The sequence below is a fragment of the Dyella amyloliquefaciens genome (genome assembly GCF_004296575.1).
Taxonomy (GTDB): domain Bacteria; phylum Pseudomonadota; class Gammaproteobacteria; order Xanthomonadales; family Rhodanobacteraceae; genus Dyella; species Dyella amyloliquefaciens.
On sequence record NZ_SAYT01000001.1, the window covers coordinates 636,329 to 653,633 of the forward strand.

General features: G+C 65.2%; 12 protein-coding genes. 5 read left to right on the top strand and 7 right to left on the bottom strand.

Features of this window, described 5'->3' with window-relative positions; all coding sequences use genetic code 11:
• The 3 genes from EPB08_RS02570 to EPB08_RS02580 form a co-directional block, all read right to left on the bottom strand.
• Nucleotides 1–1,293 carry an NAD(P)/FAD-dependent oxidoreductase gene (locus EPB08_RS02570; protein WP_130617485.1) on the bottom strand — a complete coding sequence of 431 codons (1,293 nt, stop codon included), beginning with the start codon at nt 1,291–1,293 and terminating at the stop codon, nt 1–3.
• Nucleotides 1,294–1,344: 51 nt separating this feature from the next.
• Nucleotides 1,345–3,513, bottom strand: a complete 2,169-nt coding sequence (locus EPB08_RS02575) for a primosomal protein N' (RefSeq protein WP_130617486.1) — start codon at nt 3,511–3,513, stop codon at nt 1,345–1,347.
• A 459-nt stretch (nt 3,514–3,972) separates the two neighbouring features.
• Nucleotides 3,973–5,091, bottom strand: coding sequence for a DUF3667 domain-containing protein (locus EPB08_RS02580; protein WP_130617487.1), 1,119 nt, complete (start codon nt 5,089–5,091; stop codon nt 3,973–3,975).
• Between the two features lie 140 nt (nt 5,092–5,231).
• On the opposite strand from EPB08_RS02580, the gene EPB08_RS02585 reads away from it, so the two are divergent.
• Both EPB08_RS02585 and sppA read left to right on the top strand, forming a co-directional pair.
• Nucleotides 5,232–6,599 (top strand): MATE family efflux transporter, encoded by a 1,368-nt coding sequence (locus tag EPB08_RS02585; RefSeq protein WP_130617488.1) that lies wholly within the window; start codon nt 5,232–5,234, stop codon nt 6,597–6,599.
• Between the two features lie 115 nt (nt 6,600–6,714).
• Nucleotides 6,715–8,580: a signal peptide peptidase SppA gene (gene sppA, locus EPB08_RS02590; RefSeq protein ID WP_130617489.1), complete on the top strand. Its 1,866-nt coding sequence runs from the start codon at nt 6,715–6,717 to the stop codon at nt 8,578–8,580.
• A 70-nt stretch (nt 8,581–8,650) separates the two neighbouring features.
• Here the strand turns inward: sppA and EPB08_RS02595 are convergent, their stop codons facing one another.
• Nucleotides 8,651–9,475 (bottom strand): ABC transporter ATP-binding protein, encoded by an 825-nt coding sequence (locus tag EPB08_RS02595; protein ID WP_130617490.1) that lies wholly within the window; start codon nt 9,473–9,475, stop codon nt 8,651–8,653.
• A 222-nt stretch (nt 9,476–9,697) separates the two neighbouring features.
• On the bottom strand, nt 9,698–9,916 hold the full coding sequence (locus EPB08_RS02600; RefSeq protein WP_130617491.1) for a hypothetical protein: 219 nt from the start codon (nt 9,914–9,916) through the stop codon (nt 9,698–9,700).
• 94 nt (nt 9,917–10,010) lie between these two features.
• Between EPB08_RS02600 and EPB08_RS02605 the strand changes: the two genes are divergently transcribed.
• Entirely contained in the window at nt 10,011–10,793 is a 783-nt protein-coding gene (locus tag EPB08_RS02605) for an SDR family oxidoreductase (RefSeq protein WP_130617492.1), read from the top strand.
• 240 nt (nt 10,794–11,033) lie between these two features.
• Here the strand turns inward: EPB08_RS02605 and EPB08_RS02610 are convergent, their stop codons facing one another.
• Nucleotides 11,034–11,666 carry a DUF4124 domain-containing protein gene (locus EPB08_RS02610; protein ID WP_130617493.1) on the bottom strand — a complete coding sequence of 211 codons (633 nt, stop codon included), beginning with the start codon at nt 11,664–11,666 and terminating at the stop codon, nt 11,034–11,036.
• A gap of 28 nt (nt 11,667–11,694) precedes the next feature.
• Nucleotides 11,695–12,639, bottom strand: a complete 945-nt coding sequence (locus EPB08_RS02615; RefSeq protein WP_205746257.1) for a DegV family protein — start codon at nt 12,637–12,639, stop codon at nt 11,695–11,697.
• A 539-nt stretch (nt 12,640–13,178) separates the two neighbouring features.
• On the opposite strand from EPB08_RS02615, the gene EPB08_RS02620 reads away from it, so the two are divergent.
• Both EPB08_RS02620 and EPB08_RS02625 read left to right on the top strand, forming a co-directional pair.
• A complete protein-coding gene (locus tag EPB08_RS02620) occupies nt 13,179–13,970 on the top strand; it encodes an AMP nucleosidase (RefSeq protein ID WP_130617494.1) in 792 nt (263 codons plus the stop codon).
• A gap of 340 nt (nt 13,971–14,310) precedes the next feature.
• Nucleotides 14,311–17,238: a TonB-dependent receptor domain-containing protein gene (locus EPB08_RS02625; RefSeq protein WP_130617495.1), complete on the top strand. Its 2,928-nt coding sequence runs from the start codon at nt 14,311–14,313 to the stop codon at nt 17,236–17,238.
• The last annotated feature ends 67 nt before the right edge of the window (nt 17,239–17,305 follow it).

A 17,305-nucleotide genomic window follows, 5' to 3' on the forward strand; every position in this document is an offset into this window, starting at 1 on the left:
CTAGGCGTCCCGGGGCAAAGTCGGCGTCTCATCGGTGCCCGTGACGATGCGGGCGTGGCGCTGGTAGGTCCAGTACGCCCAGGCCCAGTCCAGCATCACCACGAGGCGGTTGCGGAAGCCGATCAGGAAGGCGATGTGCGCGATCAGCCACACCCACCAGGCGAGCAGGCCGGAGAGTTTCAGACGGCCAAACTGGGCTACGGCAGCCATGCGCCCGATGGTGGCCAGTGAGCCGTCGTCGCGGTAGCGGAACGGCTGGACCGGCTTTCCCTGCCAACGTGCCTTGAGCGTCGCGGCCACGTAGCGGCCCATCTGCTTGGCCGCCGGAGCCACGCCGGGCACCGGCTTGCCGTTGGGCTGGGTGACGCTGGCGAGATCGCCGATCACAAAGACCTCCGGATGGCCGGGCACGCTGAGGTCTGGCTCGACCAGCACGCGCCCGGCGCGATCCAGCGGTGCACCGAGGCGGCGGCCCAATGATGAGGCGGCCACGCCGGCGGCCCACAGCACGGTGCGCGCCGCGTGAGGCAGGTCGCCCAGCACCACGCCCTGGTCGTCGATGCGGGTGACCGCGGTGCCCAGTCGTACTTCCACGCCGAGCTTCTCCAGCTGACGTTGCGCCTTGTCCGAGAGCTCGGGCGCGAAGGCAGGCAACAGGCGCGGACCGGCTTCCACCAGCAGCACGTTGGCGTGGCGCGGATCTGCGCGGCGGAACTCGCGGGGCAGGGTGTGCCGCGCGATCTCGGCCAGCGTGCCGGCCAGTTCCACGCCGGTCGCACCGCCGCCGACCACTACGAAGTTGAGCCAGGCTCGTCGCTGCGCCGGATCGTCCTCGCGTTCGGCGCGTTCAAAGGCGAGCAGCACGCGGCGACGGATGGTGAAGGCGTCATCCAGTGTCTTCAGGCCGGGAGCATGGCGCTCCCAGTCGTCGTGTCCGAAATAGGCGTGCGTAGCGCCAGTGGCGACGACCAGTGCGTCATAGTCGAGCGAGCCGTGGCCGAGCGTCACGCGTCGCTGCGCGAGATCGACATCCAGCGCTTCGTCCATCAACACGGTGACGTTGGCCTGACCTCGCAGGATCTGCCGCAGTGGCGCGGCGATGGACGGCGCGGAAAGCCCCGCCGTGGCGACCTGGTAGAGCAGCGGCTGGAACAGATGATGGTTGCGCCGGTCGATCAGGGTGATGCGGGCCTTGGTATCGGCCAGCCCACGTGCCACGGCCAGGCCACCGAAGCCGCCGCCGAGGATGACGACGTGAGGACGCGGATCGGGGGAGGATGCGTTGCCTTCCATGGGATGCCTCGTGTGATGTCGGGAATCATGGGAGGTCGCATCGTGGCCCCGTCAGTAGAGATCGATGGGGTCGACGTCGAGCGACCAGCGCACGCGACGCGAGGAGGGTAGCGTCGACAGCATGCGGTACCAGGGACGCAAGGCGGTGTGCAGCGCGCTGCGCGTTTCTGCCTCGATCAGCAGTTGGCCACGATGGCGGCCCGCGCGCAGCGGCATCGGCGCGGGCATGGGGCCGGCCAGTTGCAGCGGGGCGCCGGCCAGCGCGTTGGCCGCATCGGCAAGAAAGGCATCGACGTGCTCGCGTTGGTGTGCTTCGGCGCGCAGCAGGACCTGGTGTCCGTAAGGCGGCAACTGCACGCTGCGGCGCTCTTCCAGCAGGGTGGCTGCAGCGGCGGCATAGCCTTGCGCAAGCAGCTGGCGCAGCAGTGGATGCTCGGGATGATGCGTCTGCAACAGGACTCGTCCGGGCTTGCGCGCGCGACCGGCGCGACCGGCGACCTGCACCACCAGCTGGGACAGGCGCTCGCTGGCGCGGAAATCGACGCTATGCAGGCCTTCGTCCACGCCCACGATGGCGACCAGGGTGAGGTTGGGCAGGTCGTGTCCCTTGGCCAGCATCTGCGTGCCGACCAGGATGGCCGGGCGATCCTCGTGCAGGCTTTCCAGCAGTTGCTCGAAGGCATCGCGACGACGCGTGGTTTCGCGGTCGATGCGCATCACCGGCACCTCGGGGAACTGCGCGGTAAGCGCTTCTTCCAACCGTTCCGTGCCCTGGCCTTGCGGCTTGAGGTCGGGCGCGCCGCACGCCGGGCACTGGGCGGGAAGGCGCGCGGTGTAGTCGCAGTGATGGCAGATGAGCTGGCGGCGTCCCGCATGCAGCGTCATCGGATGTTCGCAGCGCGGGCACTCGGCGTGCCAGCCGCAGGCATGGCAGAGCAGTACCGGCGCGTAGCCCCGGCGGTTGCGGAACACCAGCGCCTGTTCGCCGCGCGCCACGGTATCGGCGACGGCGGCCAGCAGGGCGGGAGACAGGCCGTGCTCCAGTCGCTGCGCACGCATGTCCACGATCTGCACCTGCGGCGGACGGATCGCGCCGGGGCGCGCACGCAGGCGCAGGGAGCGATAGCGGCCGGCCTGCACGTTGGCCAGTGTCTCCAGTGACGGCGTGGCCGACCCCAGTACCACCGGCACCTTTAAAGCGCGCGCACGTAGCAGCGCGAGGTCGCGGGCGTGATAACGGAAGCCTTCCTGCTGCTTGTAGGCGCTGTCGTGCTCCTCGTCGATCACGATCAGGCCGGCATGCGGCAGCGGGGTGAACACGGCCGAGCGCGTACCCAGGATCACCTTGGCCTCGCCGGATCGCGCGCGCAGCCAGGCACGCGCGCGATCACCTTCGGCAAGGTTGGAATGCAGCACTTCCACCGCGACGCCCAGGCGGTCGCGCACGCGTCGCACGGTCTGCGGGGCGAGTCCGATTTCGGGCACCAGCAGCAGCGCCTGCTTGCCCTGGGCGATCACCTGTTCGATCAGGGCGAGGTAGACCTCGGTCTTGCCGCTGCCGGTGACACCGTCCAGCAGGAAGGGCTGGAAGTGGCCGAGCGACTCACCGATGGCGGCGACGGCCTCGCGCTGCTCGGTCGTCAGCTCGGGTGGCGTGGTGACTGGCGCAGGCGCGCTTCCGGCAAGTTCCGTCCGTTCGATCAGGCCGGCGTCGTCGAGTCGCCGGGCGGCGTCGCGCCAGCCGGGCAACACTTCATGCAGCAGGGTGGCGGTCAGCGGGCCGCGCGCCAGCGCCTCGAGCAGCGCCCGGCTGCCGCCCCGTCGGCTGCCGGCGTCGAGCGCGCTACGACCGGCGGCGGTCAGCGTCCAGGCCTCCTCGCGCAGGTCGGGCAGCGGGCGATCCTCGCGCAGGGCGAGCGGCAGCGCGTTGGCGTAGGCCTCGCCAGGTGCACCTAGCCAGTAGTCGGCGGCGCGGGCAAGGGTGGCCATCAGTTCGGCGTCGAGCAGCGGGCTGTCATCCAGCACCTTGAGCACCCGCTTGAGGCGGGTGCTGCCGACGGCAGCCTCCACCTCGGCCTCCACCACCACGCCCACCGCCTTGCCCTTGCCAAACGGCACCAGCACCCGACTGCCCACGTCCGCCCGGCCCAGGGAGGCAGGCAGGTAGTCGAACAGGGTCGGTAGAGGAACCGGGAGGGCGACGCGTAGGACGGCGGGCATGTACACCTCGTGACGGGGCAGTGTAACCGGCCCGCCACCGAGGGACGAGGCGAGCATGCGCGGGCGAATGGTCTGTTGGCGCCGAGTTGCGGGGGCTTGCTGCCCCGTCATCTAGGAAAGGGGGCTAAGTGACTATTGGCACGGGGCTTTTGTGGTTATCCACAGCGTCTGTGGATAAGTCTGTGGATCGTGCGTTGAAGGAGGCCCCCCAGGCGCATGAAAACGCCCTTGAGCACGTACTGCGCAACTTTTAACCATGCTGAAATATGTATTTAAATCAGCCACTTAAAATTTGCAGAAAGCCAGTGTTCATACAATTGCCATAGGCACGGGTCTTGCCTTGACAGACCCGTGACGCTGTGCAAAACCCCCTTCGGGGTAGCGGAAACGTGGCTGGAAACCGGCTTGCCTGCGCGGTTTGTATGTGATCCGTGTCACAAAAAATTCGCGCTGCCAGCGTCAGTGCGCGAGGCCCAGCAAGGCGGCAAAACCCAGGGCAAAACTGATCAGCCACGTGTAGCACCAGCCGATGAACAGGTACTTCACCGTGGTCAGGAACCAGCCTTGGCGGTAGACCCGCTTCTGCATGATCAGCAGGTAGATCGGTACCCAGATACCCAGCGCCCAGATGACCACTAGCAGCGGCGTGCTCACCCAGGCGGCGTGCGGCACCAGCCAGCTACGCAGGCCGCCGACCAGTACGCCGAGGAACAGGACCAGGAACATGAAGGCGTGGCTGTGCAGCGCCACGATCAGGTGCTCCATATAAAGGCGGCGCTTGAACACGTACATCAGCTTCAGCAGCAGGGCAAACAGTGGCATCACCACGAACATGGTCTGCGGCAGTACACCGAAGATGCCCGCCAGGATCCGCTCCTGGGCAGCGGCGCCTTCCTCGCCGCCGACCATCGCGCCCCGCAGGTTGGTGCCCATGTGCTCAATCGAGCGGTTGAGGCTCCGGACCATGCTGTCGGGCAGCCAGCTTGATTCGATCTTGTTCTGGTGGAAGTCCCAGCCGTCCTCGGTCTGCACAGGCAGCGGCGCGGCGCCCAGCTGCTCCAGGCGGTGGTTGGCGTGGTCGCGTTCCACGCTGACCAGCTTGCGGATGGTCTTCTTGCCGTGCTCGGCGCTGTCCGCCGCCTTGTCGATGTCCTTGCGCATCGTCTCGAAGTGGGCACGCACCGCGTCGGGGGTGGTGTCCTTGGCAAAGTCACCGGTACCGGCGCTGGCTTCGAGGTTGGTGTCGGTGAAACCGACGTTGTCGATGGCGATGCGGGTAACGAAGAAGGCCAGCAGGCACAACACGAACATCAGGCGGAACGGCGCCACATAGCGCTGCCGACGCCCGGAGAAGTACTCCATGGTGAGGAAGCCGGGCCGGTAGAACAGCGGCGGCACCGTGTGCACCACGCGACCGTCGATGTGCAGCACCATGTCGAGCGTGTCCTCGACCATGTGGTGCATGGGCCGCAGCACCGAATGGATCGATTGCCCGCATTCGTGGCAGAACTCGCCCTGCATGGGCGTACTGCAGTTGGCGCAGTGAAGCCCCTCGAACGACACCAGTTCCTTCTTCATGTGTCTCCCCCCGACTCAATCAGCCCGCGATCTTGGCACAAGCGGGTGACATAGGCATGGCCCGTCGGGACCCTGCGCCTGGTGCCGTCGGAAGGCTCCGTACGCCGGTGCGCTAGAATGCCGGACCCAGGAGTATTCCCATGTTTTCTTTCCGCCCCGATCGCGCCAGGGTGGCGCACGAGGTTGGCGCCACGGTGCGCCTTGCCCTACCGCTGATTGCCGCGCAGCTGGCTGCGGTGGGCCCGAACTTCGTCGATGCCGTGCTCGCCGGGCACCTGAATGCGCACGTGCAGGCGGCCGTCACCACGGCGGTGAGCATCTGGGCGCTGGCGCTGGTGAGCGGGCTCGGCATGATGATGGCCGTGCCGCCGTCGGTGGCGCAGCTCGATGGTGCCGGCCGCCGCCATGAAGTGGGCGCGGTATTCGTGCAGGCGCTGTGGTTGGCGTGGGCCATGGGCATCGTGATGTGGTTCCTGGTGCGCAATGCCACCCCGATGCTGGACTGGATCGGCGTCGTACCGACGCTGCGCATCGACGTGATGCACTTCCTGCATGCGATCAGCTGGGCCGGCCCCGCGTTGACCAGCTACTTCGCGCTGCGTGGCCTGTCCGAGGGTCTGTCGATGACGCGGCCCTCGATGTACTTCAGCTTTGGCGGCCTGTTGGTGCTGGCGCCACTGGGTTACGTGCTGATGTACGGCAAGTTCGGCCTGCCGGCATTGGGCTCGTTGGGCAGCGGCATCGCCACTGCCGCCGTACTGTGGCTGGAGATGGCGGGCTTTGCGCTCTACGTTGCCAAGCACCCGGCGTATCGCGACCTTGGCCTGCGCGAGGGCCTGTCCTGGCCCAAGCCGAAGATGCTGCTGGATCTTTTGAAAATTGGTGGCCCGATGGCGGTGACCCTGCTGGCCGAAGGTGGCCTGTTCGTGGCGGTGGCACTCGCCATCGCGACGTTGGGCGAGACGGTGGTGGCGAGCCATCAGGTGGCGCTGAGCGTGGCGACCGTCGCCTTCATGGTCCCGCTGGGGCTGTCGATGGCGATCACGGTGCGCGTGGGCAATGCGGTGGGCCGCGGCGATGCACGCGGCGTGCGCTACGCCGGCCTGTGCGGCATCGGGTTGGCGCTGTGCGTGCAGACCGTGTCGTCCTCGCTGATGCTGGGCATTCCGCACCTGCTGGCCAGCATGTATACGCACGACGCGGCGGTGATCGCGCTGGCGGCGCAGCTGATGCTGCTGGCCGGCTTCTTCCAGTTCTCCGATGGCATCCAGGTCACCTCCAACGGTGCCCTGCGCGGTCTCAAGGACACCCGCGTGCCGATGGTGATCACCCTCTTCGCCTACTGGGGCGTGGGCATGCCGGTGGGCTGGTGGCTGGCATTCCGCCACGGCATGGGCGCGCGTGGCATGTGGATGGGTCTGATAGCCGGCCTGACCATGGCGGCCGTGCTGCTGTTTACCCGCTTCTGTCGCAGCGCCTTCCGCGAACGCTGGCAGCGTCCGGTCTGAAGTCAGCGAGGTGCCACGGTGGCACAGCGGGCGTCAGCTTGCTGTGTCTCCAGCGCTACATGACCTGCGCTGCGCGAACGGCTACGCTGTCACCGACATTCTGAGGAACCTTCGCATGACGGAGCGCCGCCCCAACGGTTTCTGGGCTTTTCTCTGTGCCCTCGGGCGCGGAATCAACGTGGTCAGGGTGGTCATCCTCAACCTGGTCTTCTTCTTCTTCTTTTTCATCGTGCTGCTGGTGCTGCTGGGCGGCTACCTGGGCAGCCGCGGCGAGCACGCGATCCTCAGCGACAGCGTGCTGGTGATCAAGCCGAAGGGCGAACTGGTCGAGCAGTACAGCATCGAGCCGATGGAGCGCCTGCTGGCCCAGCTCTCGGGCAATCCGCCCAAGCAGATCCAGCTGCGCGACCTGGTGGGCGCCATTGACGCGGCGGCGAAGGACACGCGCATCACGCGCATCCTGCTTGAGCCGGGCGAACTGCAGGGCGGCGGTTTCGCGGCGCTGCGAGAAGTGGGCGCCTCGCTGGACCGCTTCCGCGCGGCCGGCAAGCCGGTAATCGTGTGGGCGCCGAGTTACGACCAGGGCCAGTATTACCTGGCCGCGCACGCGGACCGCGTGCTGGTCGATCCCCAGGGCGGCGTGATGATCACCGGCCTGGCCAACTACCGTCTGTTCTACAAGGACCTGCTCGACAAGCTCGGCGTGGACGTGCACCTGTTCCGCGTGGGCCAGTTCAAGAGTGCCGCCGAGCCGTACATCCTCGATCACGCCTCGCCCGAGGCCAAGGAAGCGGACAGCTTCTGGATGGGCGGGCTGTGGGACAGCTACATCAACGAGGTGGCGAAGCTGCGCAAGATCGAGCCCGCGACGCTGCGCGCCGACATCGACGGCCTGCCGGACAAGATTGCCGCCGCACGCGGCGATCTGGGGCAGCTGTCGCTGGAACAGCATCTGGTCGATGGCGTGGCGACGCCAGCCGAGCTCGAGGCGATGATGCGCAAGGAAGGCGTGCCCGCCGGCAAGAAGAGCGAGGGCTTCCGCCAGATTTCCTTGCAGCGCTATGGCGCCAACCTGCCTGACACCGACGGCGGCCTTGATCCAGGCGTGTCGGTGGTGGTGGCCGAGGGCGAGATTTCCGGTGGCAAGCAGCCGCAGGGTTCGGTGGGCGGCGATTCCACCGCCGCATTGATCCGCGCCGCGCGCCTGGACAAGCGCACCAAGGCGCTGGTGTTGCGCGTGAACTCGCCGGGTGGCGAGGTGTACGCGGCCGAGCAGATCCGTCGCGAAGTGGCGTTGACGCGCGAAGCCGGCATCCCGGTGATCGTTTCGATGGGCAACGTGGCCGCCAGCGGTGGTTACTGGATATCGATGAATGCCGATCGCATCTACGCCCAGCCCAACACCATCACCGGTTCCATCGGCATCTTCGGCATGGTGATGACCGTGCCGGGCACGCTGGACAAGCTAGGCGTGAAGAACGACGGCGTCGGCACCAGCCCGCTTGCCGGCGCGTTCGACATCACGCGTCCGCTCGACCCCAAGGTGGGCACGGTGATCCAGGCCACCATCGAAAAGGGTTATCGCGATTTCGTGGGCCAGGTGGCCAAGGCACGCGGCAAGCCGTATGACGCCATCGACACCATTGCGCAGGGTCGCGTGTGGACCGGCCAGCAGGCACTCGATCGCGGCCTGGTCGACCAGTTGGGCGGGCTCGGCGACGCGGTTGCCGATGCGGCCTCGCGCGCCAAGCTCGGCAAGGCATACCCGGTGCGCTACGTCGAGGAATCGCTGGGCGGCTTCGAGCAGTTCCTGGTGAACCTCAACGAGAGTGCGATGGTGCGGGTGGCGCAGTCGTACGGCCTGCAGCTTCCCGCATGGGTGGCACACATCGACACGATGGCGCCGGAGCTGAAGCTGCTGCGCACGGCGCAGTCGGGCCGGCCGAACGTCTACGCGTACTGCTTCTGCACGCCGCGCTGAGCGCGGCAGGCATCCGCAACGCAAAGGCCCCGGTGAAAACCGGGGCCTTTTGTTTTATTCGTCGTGCCGGTTACGCCACGGCTGCGCTGTAGTAGTCGCCGTTCCGTTGCACGCGCACCGGCATGCCGAATGTTTCGCTCAGCGCGGCATCGGTGAGCACCTGGTTCTTGTCGCCCTGGTGCAGCAGGTGGCCGTCGCGCAGCAGCACGACCCGCTCGATCTCGGGCAGGATCTCTTCGATGTGATGCGTCACCAGCAGCAGGGTCGTACCGCTGCGGGCGAGCCCGCGCAGGCTCTCCAGGAAGCGCCGCCGGCTGGCCATGTCGAGGCCAGCGCAAGGCTCGTCGAGCAGCAACGCACGCGGGCGGTGCACCAGCGCCCGTGCAATCAACACGCGCCTCGCCTCGCCGGTGGAGAGGCTTGCCATGCGCCGGCCCAGCAGGTGCGTGGCGCCGGCGTGGGCCAGTGCCTCGTCGGCGCGTTCGCGCATTGCATCGGTGACACGATGGTCCAGCCCGAGTCGTCGCGCGGCGAAAAAGCTCGACAGCACGGCCTCGGAAACCTCCAGCGCCGCATCGCTGGTGCAGTCGTCCTGCAGCGACGGCGACACGATGCCGAGCAGGCCACGCAGTTCCGACACATGCCAGCGGTCACGCCCGAACACGTGCATGGATGGACTGCCATCACCGCGTGCCAGCGGGTACAGCTCGCGCGTGATCAGGCGCACCAGGGTCGATTTGCCTGCGCCATTGGCGCCGAGGATCGCGGTGTGTTCGCCTGCATCGATACGCAGGCTGAAGTGGTCGAGGATCAGACGATCGCCGCGCATCACGCTCGCGCCGTCGATCTCCAGCAGTGGCACGGAGGCCAGTTCGTCAGGGTGGGGGACGTTCATGCGTTCAAACATGCCTGCATCGGGCCGCGTTGCCAAGCCCTGGCAGTCTGGACGTCCAATTCAAAATGGAGGCAGGCAACAGGGAGGCTATTCATTGTGGGAGCGCACCCGGTGCGCGACCGCGACATATCAGGGGGCGTCAATGAAAGGTCTTCGCACCATGGTCGTGATGCTCCGTCGGCTGTCGCGCACAGGGTGCGCTCCCACAGATGCGGGGCAGGCTTACTGCTCGGCGGCGTCGATCTGCTGACGCTGCTTCTCGGCCTGCTGGTCGACGGTCTTCTGCACGTCGCGGGCGCGCTGCTCGTCCTTCTTGAGATCGTCCCACGGGGTGGCGACACGGGCGGTGCTGGCCGAGGCCGGCTGCGATACGGGCGCGGGCGGCTTGCCCGAGCAGGCCGCGAGGGTGCAGACACAGATCAGCAGGGCAAGGCGTGACATGGGCGATCCTCGTGGCTCGTGGGCAACAGTGTCGGATGCGTGGCCGACGCCGGCAAGCTTGGCTCGATCGGGATGCAGGCTCTAAGCTCGGCCCATGAACGCACGCATCGACGCCTGGCAACTGCAGGGACACACCGCGCTGATCACCGGCGCCAGCAAGGGCATCGGGTACGCCGCGGCACGCGAGCTGGCGGGCCTGGGTGCCAACCTGCTGCTGGTGGCCCGGGATGCCGACTATCTCGAGCAGGTACGCGTGGAGCTGCTGGATGATTTCCCCGGCATCGAGGTGCTGGCCTTCGACGCCGACCTCAGCGAGCAGGAAGACCGCCTCGCCGTGTTTGACTGGGTGGCCGATCTGGGGGCGCCGCTATCGCTGCTGGTCAACAACGCCGGCGGCAACCAGCCTGCACCCACGCTGGCCTATCGCGAGGACGAGTACCGCGCGATCTTCGAGCAGAACCTGTTCTCCGCCTTCGAGATGTGTCGGCTCGCGCATCCGCAGCTCGTGCAGCACGCGAACGCGGCCATCGTCAACGTCGGCTCGGTCTCGGGCATCACCCATGTGCGCACCGGGTCGCCTTACGGGATGAGCAAGGCGGCGCTGCACCAGCTCACGCGCAACCTCGCGGTCGAGTGGGCCACCGATGGCATTCGCGTCAACGCGGTAGCGCCGTGGTACATCCGCACGCAGCGCTCGGAGCCGGCGCTGGCCAACGACGAGTACCTGGATGAAGTACTGGACCGCACGCCGCTGCGCCGCATCGGCGAGCCGGAGGAAGTGGCGGCCGCCATCGCCTTCCTGTGCCTGCCCGCGGCGAGCTACATCACCGGGCAGGTGCTGGGTGTGGACGGTGGATTCCTCAACTACGGATTCTAGGCGACGCGCAGCGCGTCGTTTTCCACAGGCGATGTGGACTGTCCCATACAAGCCTGTGGATAGATGCTGCAAGTGCGCGCCGCACCGGTGTTTTTATCATCGTGCTCAATATCGCATCACATCGCGTGTGGTTTTCCACAGCGATTGGGGAAAGCCTGGTGGCAAGCCTGTGGACAACCCGGCGACACGCTTGCGCAGCAAACACTTGCATGACTTTGCGCAATAAATGCGCAGCGCCGCTCAGCAGCTGCGCAGTTGGGCGAGCAGGGTGGCCTCGCGTTCTTCCAATGGCGGGCGATCGCTCTTGAAGGCTCGCCGCAACTTGGTCTCGTTCTCGTCGTAGGCGTCGCGCAGGGCGCGGCAGGTCTCGGCGGGCGTCAGTTCGTGGCACTGGTCCTGCACCCACACGAAGTAGCCTCCGACCAGGGCCGGGCTGACGCGGCCACGACTGAGCTCGGGAGCGGAGGCTCCGGCGCCGCCGGGCGCTCCGTAGGCCTGTGCCAACGACAATCCAGAGCCACCCATGATGCCGTAGGGAACCTGGTACGGCTCCGGGTTGCCGTTCTCGCTCAGGTAGGTGGTGCGATCCGTGGCGCGGACGCAGGCGTACATCACCGGAGGTGGTGCTACCGGTACGGGCGGCGGCGGTGGCGGCTCGGCAGCATCGGCAGGCGGCTCCTCCGGGGCTGGTACCGGTGGCGCGACCAGTGGCTTGGAATCGTCGAGCTGCAGGGTCTGCTGGTGTTGGCCCGAGGCGCACGGCTTGTCCTGGTAGACCACCTTGCCGTCTGCCGCGGTGCATTGATACGCGGTACCCGCCAACGCCGGCGTGCCGAACGAAAGCAGCAGGACCAGGATGCACAGGCGGATCATGCAGGGCCTCCCGTGGGCAGGCGTCCACTCAGAACTCGGCGACGTGCTCCTCGGCGGCAAACCCCAGCGTGACCGCACCTTCGCCGACATTGACCATGCCGGTGATGCTCATGGGAGCCTCCATCAGCTCCACCCCGCATTCCTCGCAGGCTGCGCGCAGGCCGTCGTAACCCGGCAGCTTGGACAGCTCGGCAAGGTCGCCGCCGTAGCTCACACATACCGCAGGCACCAGCAAGCCCGCGTGTACGCGCTTGGCGACATAGCTGAACAAGGTCTCGGCGCCATGCTCGAAGCCGCGCACCTTGCCCACCGGGCCGGTTTCGCCGCGATAGCCGCGCAGCAGTGGCTTGATGTCCAGCGCCGAGCCGAGCATCGCGCTGACCAGGCCCACGCTGCGATCGCCCTTCTTCTTGGCGCGGGCGCGCAGGTAGTAAAGGTCGCGGGGCAGCATGTAGCCGTACGAATTGTTGGCGATGTAGGTGAGGCGTTCGCGGATGGCCGCAGGCGCTTCGCCGGCCTCGATCAGGCGGGCGGCCTCGACGATCGCCGGGCCGGAGCCGGCGAACAGGCTCCGGGTATCGATCACGCGCATCAGGAACGGGCCGCTGATGCCATTGCGCTCGCGAACGCCGCGGTAGTTCTTCAGCACCGCGAAGCTCGCCTTGATCACGTGGTCGTTGATGGCGCTGCGCGTGGCGGTGATGGTGAGGCAGAACACGCAGTCCTGCTCCAGCACCAGCTTGTCGAGGAACAGTTGCTGCACTTCCTCGATCGAGCAGGGTTCGGTTTCCGCCGAATGGCTGCGGTTGCCCAGGTTGCGGTCGAGGAAGCGATGCAGTTCGACCTGGTTGCGGTTGTCCAGGAAGACTTCGTCGTCGATGTTGATGGTGATTGGCATCACCGCAATGTTGTGCTTTTGCAGGAACGCCTGCGGCAAATCGCAGGACGCATCGATGGCCAGCCCCATCCGCATCGTGTCACCCCCCAGCTCTTTGACGCGGTCAACATAGCACGCGCCCCAGCCACTGCCGACCCTGACACTTGGCTCATGCCCTAGGACTTTTTCACCCGACGCGGCATGTTCTTCGATCGCGAAGGCGCTGTTGCCGCACAACGCACCGGCTCTCACCCGCGCCGACATCGCCGCAAGGTACGGGCGGCCGGGGTGCTCCGTGGAGAGCGATCGGGTTGAGTCGGAATAGCAGTCCATATAAGCAAGGTGTAATGACCATGCTCCATGCACGCACAAGGTCGCGGGCAGGGCGGTAACGGCAGCGCGGGTCAGGGTGGCGAAGGCAAGCTTCCGCAGGGGTGCGAGGGCGGTGGGCACGCCCAAGGACGGCATGACTTCCCGTCGAGGGAAGGCGCCATGCCTGTACCAACGCGACCAGTGGGCAGATGTTCAGCCCTTGCAACAGGTAAGATGCGCGCACTGATCTGGCATCTTGCCGGCGTGGCGTCGCCGGTAACGCGCAGCGGGACAACAAACGCTGCGCTGACCCAAGGGGTCTTATGAAGGACAAACAGGAGATCGTCTCCAACTGGCTGCCGCGCTATACCGGTACGCCATTGGAGCAGTTTGGCCAGCACATCCTGCTGACCAATTTCGGCCACTACGTCGATCTGTTCGCGGAGTGGCATGGCGTGGAAGTGCAGGGCCGCGACAGGCCCATGCCCAACGCCACCGCCGACGGCATCACCCTCATCAACTTCGGCATGGGCAGCCCCAACGCGGCCACCGTGATGGACTTGCTGAGCGCCATCGAGCCCAAGGCGGCGTTGTTCCTCGGCAAGTGCGGCGGCCTCAAGAAGAAGAACGCGATCGGTGACCTGGTGCTGCCCATCGCCGCCATTCGCGGCGAAGGCACTTCCAATGACTACTTGCTGCCCGAGGTGCCGGCGCTACCGGCCTTCCAGTTGCAGCGCGGCGTCTCCACGATGATTCGCGACCTCGGTTATGACTACTGGACGGGCACGGTGTACACCACCAACCGTCGCGTATGGGAGCACGACGAGGCATTCAAGGATTACCTGCGCCGAACCCGCTGCATGGCGATAGATATGGAGACGGCCACCATCTTCGCGGCCGGTTTCGCCAACAAAATTCCCTGCGGTGCCTTATTGCTGGTTTCGGACCAGCCCATGATTCCCGAGGGCGTTAAGACTGAGTTAAGTGATCGCAGCGTGACGAGCCAATTCGTCGAGCGGCACATACGTATAGGTATTGAGGCATTAAAGCTGGTGCGTCGCCGCGGACGCAGCGTCAAGCATTTACGTTTCGAAGACGAAACGGGGCTCGATTAGCCCTTGAAATCAATAACCTGGATTATCGTAAGTTTGGTGTCAGGTTATTTTCACCGTGTTTTCACCATCTTCACACGATGGTCGAACAAACGGGGCCGCAGCCATTGGCGTCAGGGGAATGTGTGAATACGGGAAAGAAATCGTAATTAATTGCGATTGCCATAAGCGGCCGGTTACGTCTTGCAGCTTGGCTTTTATTGACTATCTGTAAGTAAAGCGTGATAAATATGTAGCGCTGTAGACCAAGGTCTACCCTGGAATTTTGGGTGACTCGGGCGCGGGTTTGAGGCGGGGAAATCTTTCAGACCCAGTCATAAATAAATAACGGGAGGGTGTTCTCATGAAGTTTGGGGTTAAGAAACTGTCTGCGTCAGTGCATCTGGCGCTTTCTCTGGGTGCGGTGCTCACCCTCGGCGGCGTGTCCACGGCTGTGTTCGCCCAGGATGCGGGCACGAGCGCAAACGTCGACGCCCAGGACCAGTCGGCAGGAGCCCAGCAGGCTCCGGACCAGAAGGCGAAGACGCTCGAAACCGTCACCGTGACGGGTTCGCGCATCCGCCGCGTCGACGTCGAGACCGCTAGCCCGGTGCACACGATCGATCGTTCGCAGATCGAGGCCAGCGGTAAGGCCACGCTCGGCGACCTGCTGCAGGAAATCCCGGCCGTGGCCGGTGCGGCGACCAACCCGCAGGTGAACAACGGCGGTGGTGACGGTGCGTCTACCGTGTCGCTGCGCGGCCTCGGTGCACAGCGTACGTTGATCCTGGTGAACGGCCACCGCGTGGCCCGCAACGACATCAACGCGATCCCGGCCGCCATGGTCGAGCGCGTGGAAGTGCTGAAGGACGGCGCTTCGGCGACCTACGGTTCCGACGCCATCGGCGGCGTGGTGAACTTCATCCTGCGCAAGGACTACCAGGGCGCCGAAATCAGCGCCAACGTGGGTGAGTCCGACCAGAACGACGGCTTCCGTCGCGGCTTCTCGACCATCTTTGGCCACAGCAGCGAGAAGGGCAACATCACCGCCGGCCTCGACTACAACAAGTTCGACGGCATTTCGTCGGCTCGCCGCGATTTTTCCAAGAACGCGACCTACCTGTCGTCGGGCTCGGTGTTCAACGCCGGTTCCAGCCGCACACCTTCGGGTCAGATCGTTCTCCCGGCGAACAATCCTGCCGGCTTGGCGAAGGGGTCCTACACCCTCAACGGCCAGCCCAATGGCCTTACCACCGTTGGGGACTATCGTCCGTACAACTCCAGGACGGATGCGTACAACTATCAAGAGCAGAACCTGATCACGACGCCACAGGAGCGCACCAATGCGTTCGCATTGGCCAACTATCAGGTGACTGACAGCATCCAGGCCCACCTGGATTACTTCTACAACAAGACCACGTCCAATTTCGCGATTGCGCCGCTGCCGTTCGACGCGCTCTCCGATGGCGTGCTGGTGTCGAAGAACAACTACTACAACCCGTTTGGCGTCGATTTCGGCACGGACGGCACCACCCAGGGCGAAAGCTACCGCTCGCGCTTCACCACCCTGGGCCAGCGTGAGGGTCACTACGCCACCGAAACCAACCAGGTCAACGCTGGCCTGCGCGGCAATTTTGGCAACGATTCGACCTGGCAGTGGGACGCCGATCTGAACTACGGTCACGTCACCCAGGCACAGCGCAGCTTTGGCTATGTGTACTACGCCGGCCTGCGTCAGGCGCTCGGTCCGTCGTTCAAGGATCCGACCACGGGCGTTGTGACCTGCGGTACCGTTGCAAACCCGATCACGGGCTGCACCCCGCTCAACATCTTCAACGTTTACGATCCGCAGACGATCGCCACGCTGAAGAACTATGCGGCCGACCCGTACTACAACACGCTGATCATCTCGCGTCGTGCCGAGGCAAATGCCAGCGGCGAACTGTTCAACCTGCCGGCCGGCGCCGTATCGCTCGCCGTGGGCGCGGACTACGACAAGGAATACCAGAACTACGGCGTCGACTACATTGCCCAGACCTCCGGTCCGGGCGGTACCTGCCAGATTTCCCAGGAAGCCTGCTCGACACCGCTGTCGGGTAGCTTCAACCTGAAGGAAGTCTATTACGAAGCGTTGGTGCCAATCCTTGCCGACAAGCCGTTCGCCAAGTCGCTGAACCTGACCGTCGGTCAGCGTTACTCCGACTACTCCTCGGTGGGTAGCAAGACCACCACCAAGGTGGCGCTGGAATGGCGTCCGATCGACGACCTGCTGCTGCGTGGTACCATGGACGGCGTGTTCCGTGCGCCGACCCTGTCCGACCTTTACGCTGGCTCGGGTGGTTCCGCACCCCCGTTCACTGATCCCTGTATCGGTTACACCGGTGGCCATCCGAACGCTTGCGCCAACGTTCCGACGGATGGTTCGTTCAAGGGTTCGGGTCTCTCGCAGACCACGGGTGCTCCGTCGGGTTCGGTTGCGGTGGGCTACCCGCTGAAGCCGGAATACGGTCATACCTACGACTTCGGTGCAGTGTATGACCCGAGCTGGGCACCTGGCCTGTCGGTCAGTGCGGATGTGTGNCGCGTCAATCTGAACGACACCATCACGAACCTCAGCGCGAACCTCATCGGTTCCCTGTGCTATGCCAACGACGCGAGCCCGCTGTGTAACTACATCCACCGCTTCAACAACGGTCAGATCAACTACATCAACGAGCCCACCGAGAACCTCGGCACGCTGAGTGCCAAGGGTATCGACTTCAGCGGCAAGTACCGTATTCCGCACTTCGACGTGGCAGGCACCAACGTTGGTGACTTCGCGCTGAGCCTGGATACGACCTACCTGATCCGTTATGACAACGATACGGCTCCGGGTCAGGCTGGCGATGTGACCAACCACTTGGCCGGCGTGTACAACCAGGGTTACGGCAACTACACCCGCTGGCGTGCACTGGGTGGCTTGAACTGGACGGGTGGTGCGTGGTCGGCCTCTTGGACGATGCGTTACATCGGCAAGGTCAAGGTGGGTTCGCTGAATCCGTCCGAGAACTTCAGTGCTGACGCGTCGTTCCCGAACGTGGTGCTGAACATCCCGTCGGTGACGTACAACAACTTCCAGTTCGGTTATAACATCGCTCAGTACAACACCCGCGTGGACGTCGGTGTGGACAACGCGTTCGACAAGCAGCCGCCGCTGTTCTATCAGAACAACGTGCTCAATGCGAACACGGACGTGAACACCTACGACACCATCGGCCGCTACTTCTGGGCTCGCGTGACCGTGAAGTTCTGATCGACATCGGGCAGTTCGCCGATAACGAAACCGCGCGGTGTGAGCCGCGCGGTTTTTTTTCATTTAC